This window comes from Paracoccus marinaquae, from assembly GCF_018860165.1.
GTDB lineage: Bacteria > Pseudomonadota > Alphaproteobacteria > Rhodobacterales > Rhodobacteraceae > Paracoccus > Paracoccus marinaquae.
Map to the genome: position 1 here is coordinate 1 of NZ_JAHKNG010000086.1, position 4155 is coordinate 4155.

General features: G+C 60.8%; 5 protein-coding genes. 4 read left to right on the forward strand and 1 reads right to left on the reverse strand.

The features are described from left to right. Positions 1-850: 850 nt before the first annotated feature. Entirely contained in the window at positions 851-1252 is a 402-nt protein-coding gene (locus KNW02_RS20065; RefSeq protein ID WP_216034955.1) for a single-stranded DNA-binding protein, read from the forward strand. A gap of 494 nt (positions 1253-1746) precedes the next feature. Here the strand turns inward: KNW02_RS20065 and KNW02_RS20070 are convergent, their stop codons facing one another. Then, positions 1747-2430 (reverse strand): IS6 family transposase, encoded by a 684-nt coding sequence (locus tag KNW02_RS20070; protein WP_216034956.1) that lies wholly within the window; start codon positions 2428-2430, stop codon positions 1747-1749. Here KNW02_RS20070 and KNW02_RS20075 point away from each other — a divergent pair. The 3 genes from KNW02_RS20075 to KNW02_RS20085 all read left to right on the forward strand — a co-directional run bounded on the left by KNW02_RS20075 (position 2417) and on the right by KNW02_RS20085 (position 3815). Beyond that, positions 2417-2866 (forward strand): MFS transporter, encoded by a 450-nt coding sequence (locus KNW02_RS20075; protein ID WP_216034957.1) that lies wholly within the window; start codon positions 2417-2419, stop codon positions 2864-2866. The two genes, KNW02_RS20070 and KNW02_RS20075, sit on opposite strands and share 14 nt — an antisense overlap. A gap of 398 nt (positions 2867-3264) precedes the next feature. Then, positions 3265-3444, forward strand: coding sequence for a type II toxin-antitoxin system VapB family antitoxin (locus KNW02_RS20080; protein ID WP_216034958.1), 180 nt, complete (start codon positions 3265-3267; stop codon positions 3442-3444). After that, positions 3441-3815, forward strand: coding sequence for a type II toxin-antitoxin system VapC family toxin (locus tag KNW02_RS20085; RefSeq protein WP_216034959.1), 375 nt, complete (start codon positions 3441-3443; stop codon positions 3813-3815). Before KNW02_RS20080 ends, KNW02_RS20085 begins: the two co-directional genes overlap by 4 nt. The last annotated feature ends 340 nt before the right edge of the window (positions 3816-4155 follow it).

Below are 4155 nucleotides of genomic sequence, written 5' to 3' on the forward strand. Positions count from 1 at the left end.
CCGAGACGGCGAAAAAGAAACGAAAGGAGACATCTGCATTGACGCCAACATGACGCGCAGAACATAACAACCGGGTGGGTCAGATCTCGGTGACAATGCCGGGTCAATTCTCAGTGGCAATCAACAAGTCGGTGTTCTCGCGCTGAAACGGCGGACGCGATCAGCCACTTCTGAGGAAGACTGGCAGCTTGCGCCATCGGGCGACGGTCGTTCCATCAAAGACGGAAAGTCGGTCCGACGCAGCATGTCACCATCGCACCCGGTCTGCTTCGCCCGGCTCTGGAAATGGGACATCGGTGCGTACCCGCAGTCCCGCGCGGTCGATGCCCCGCTGCATCGGTCCACGTCGTTTCGTGGGGCCTCCGCGAACACCTTCCTTGCCCCTTCACGATGCTGTGGGACCGAGCCTTTGGCCGATGAAGCAGGACGGTGTCATAGCGGGCATGAGAACCCGATAGCCTGTTCGATCACATCGCGGATGACAGGGCCTTCCGGCGGCGGACACGACGTTGACCGGCAAAGACGGTTGAACGAGTGCCATGCCGGTGGTCTCGGTTCGCAGGGGGCCTGCCTGGCCGCTGTCGCCAGCAAGGACGATGGTTCTGCTGTGCGTCCCCGATCTGCTTTCGAAAGCACCATCCCTCCGCCTGACTGATCCCCTAAGTCCGTTCGGCTTCCACCAGCAACCCCCGCGGCTCCCAGCCGTGTTGCCGCGCAAGCGCGGCTGCCCGCCCCACCTGGGGCCTTGGGGGCAAGCTGCAGCAAGGGCGGCAGTTGCAGGAGTCTTCCGACGGCCTTGGCCGGGTCTCGTCGGAGGGACGGTCCCTCCGAGGAGCAACGGAGACCTACAATGCAGAACATCGCCATCCTCGCCGGCAACATCGGCCAGGCACCCGAAACCCGCACCACCCAGGGCGGCACCGGCATCACCCACTTCACCCTGGCCACCTCGCGCCCCCGCTATTCGGAAGGCCGCGTCCTGCGCGACGAGAACGGCTATCGGGTCCAGGACACCGAATGGCACCGCATCACCTGCTTCAACGGCCTCGGCAAGACGGTCCAGCAGCATTGCGACAAGGGCATGAAGGTTCTGGTTCGCGGCCGCATCCACTACACGAAATGGACCGATGCCGCCGGGGTCGATCGCTACGGCTGCGAGATCATCGCCGAGACGGTCGATTTCCTGAGCCGGGCGAAGCAGACCCAGAACGACGACGGCAAGTTCATCGACGACGATGACATTCCGTTCTGATCGGGAACCCGAGGCCCGGCGGCGCAAGCCGCCGGGTTTCCCTCCTGCTTCACCGGATCGCGCCCGCCGCTTCTGGCAAGGTCCAGCGACCGAATCAGACGGGCATGGACGGGAGCGTCGTCTCTCTATCCTTGATAATTGCACCTGAATTTCGGCTGGTGCTCACAGCGAGAACGACTATTATAGCCGTAGTTCTGGAGTGCGTGCATATCCCGGTGGGAGGTGATCATGTATGATCACCGCTCGCCAATCACGGGCTGCGCGCGCGTTACTGGGATGGACACAGGAGACGCTCGCCGACAAGGCCCAGGTCGCATTGACCGCACTCAAACGCCTCGAATCCCAAAGCGGGCTCGAGGTGTTCGAGTCCACCCGTGACCAGGTGCGCCGCGCTCTCGAAGCGGCCGGGATCGTATTCCTGTCGACGGACAAGGGCGAGGGGCTCTGTCGCAAACATTCCCGCGGGCTGCACGCAAGCCGTTGTCTGAACACACTTATCCCGCGAGCGCCACAAATTGTTGAAAGGCAGTCTTTCCCCCGGTCGACAACTGTCCCTTGCGGATCATGTGTGCGGTCTCGATCCCGGCGAGCGTTGCGGCGGCTGAATGAAAGGCCTTGAAGCCCAGCATCGGACGGGTCATCCGCTTGATGAAACGGTGGTCTTGTTCGATGATATTGTTCAGATACTTTACCTGCAGCACCTCGATCAGCCAGTACCAGCCCGCCAGGATCAGGCCGATATTCATGTTGTCCAGCCCGGCCATGTTCGCGCCGCTCTTGTCGATGACGACCTTGTCGGGCCAGCCGTTGCCTTTGATCGTGCGGGCGAAGAAGGCGGTGGCGGCAGCCTCGTCGCGACGCTCGGACAGCATGAAGTCAAGGGTTTGACCATGTTTGTCGATGGCGCGATAGAGATAGCACCACTGGCCCTTAACCTTGATATAGGTCTCATCCATCCGCCACGACCGCCAGGTCGGGGATTTGCGTTTCTGCGCTTCGGCTGCGACCAGCGGCGCATACTTCACCACCCAGCGGTTCAGTGTCGCATGATCGACATCCACGCCGCGCTCTGCCATGATCTCCTCGAGATCACGATAGGAGACGGCATAGCGGACGTAGAAAAACACCGCGTAAAGGATCACAGGTTTCGGGTAATGGCTGCCCTTGAAACGGATCATCCTGCCATGCTCCTTTCGTCGTCCCTACCACGGACGGCATATCCGAGAGGCCTCCAACACGAAAGACCGACAAAACTTTGCGACAGAACCTCTGCCGATCGGCTTCATCGAGGGGTTGTCGGTCGCGGTCGCCACCGCGACCAGGTTCCTGTCGGTCTTCTGGTTTGCAGCCATCCCGGGCGCGCTGGCCACGGCTGTACTTGTTTTCTGGGTGCGGGAACCCGACGGAAACCGCCCGAAGACGCAGAAGGAATTTCGCCCTGCCGACGCATTCGGGCGCAATCGCCGGGTCTGGGCAGTAATCGGACTGGCCTCGGTCATCACGTTGGCGAGGTTCAGCGAGGCCTTCCTGCTGCTCAGGCCGCTTGAGGTCGCCTGGGCCGTCCTGCGCGGGGAGCGGCTATTCGATGCGTCCTACGCGACGGCGAGCATGTGATCAGGTGAGGGCGCGGCAGGCCCCACGCGCCTCAAGGAATTCTGCAGGAAGGTGAGGGAGATGGTCTGACAATCGACCGGCGGTCGGGGAGCCTGGCACAAAAAACGGCACCTCGATGCCGACGATTTTATAAGGACCAGACCGCGCGGAGTTCCATCTTGGCCACGGCACACGCCCGTGAGACCGGATAGGTTTGCGCAGATTGTTCAGCATCCAAACTCAACCCTCTTGCAGAAGGGGCGGGCCATAGGTTCTTGTAACGATAGCCGAGGCCCGTTGGGACGATGCTGCGCTCAAAAGATGCTGAAGCAAATCGACCTCAACCTCCGAGCTTGACTTGATGAAAAATCGCACCATATGATGCTGAATAAGATGCGGAGAGTCGAATGAGAACGACTGTGAACCTGGATGACGCTCTGCTCGACAAGGCCGTCGTACTGACCGGCGTGACGGAGCGCGGGACCTTGTTGAAAGAGGCGCTCAAGGCCCTGATCGAACGAGAGAGCGCAAAGCGCCTGGCGATGCTTGGCGGAGCCGAGCCTGAACTGGAAGCGGCACCCCGTCGCCGCCCGGGATGATCCTGGTCGACACTTCGATCTGGATAGATCACCTGCGGAACGGCAATCCCGGTCTTTCGGATCGGTTGCTGGTCGGCAACGTCCTGTGCCATCCATTGATCGTTGCCGAACTTGCGCTTGGAACCTTGAAGTCCCGAACCGACGTGCTGGCCTTGCTTGACAACTTACCGCAATCGCCAAGGGCAACCGAGACCGAACTGCGAGTCCTGATTGAAGAACGGCGACTTTACGGTCGCGGCATTGGCGTGGTCGACCTCAATCTGGTTGCATCCTGCTTGCTTTCCCCGGGCACATTCCTCTGGACGGCTGATCGGCGCCTGAATGACGTTGCGAAAGATACCGGGATTCCGCTCGTCGGCGCCGCGCATTGAAATAACCAGAACCCCTTGGTGTATTGACGCTGGTTTCGATCCACGCCCCCGTGAAGGGGGCGACCGCGCGCCTTCGACCGTATTGCATGAAGCGAACTCGGGTCGCATTTTCCCCTTCCCCCGGGTTTTATGCGACACGCTCATAGACCGCATGACCGAGACGGGCCATGCGGTTCAATGCCTTGATAGCGATCTGGGTTTCGGTTGTCCGGGCCGTGTTGCATGGATCGTTTCTGCATCGTAAGCGGTTGGCCGGTTTGACAACAGGATGGCGGGATGCCTTTCAAGCACAACGCGGCGCGGCGGGATAAGTTTGCGAAGGTAAACTACCGGGTAACGA

Coding starts and splice junctions, on each gene's coding strand:
- KNW02_RS20065 (WP_216034955.1), top strand. CDS start 851: ATGCAGAACATCGCCATCCTCGCCGGCAACATCGGCCAGGCACCCGAA.
- KNW02_RS20070 (WP_216034956.1), bottom strand. CDS start 2,430: ATGATCCGTTTCAAGGGCAGCCATTACCCGAAACCTGTGATCCTTTAC.
- KNW02_RS20085 (WP_216034959.1), top strand. CDS start 3,441: ATGATCCTGGTCGACACTTCGATCTGGATAGATCACCTGCGGAACGGC.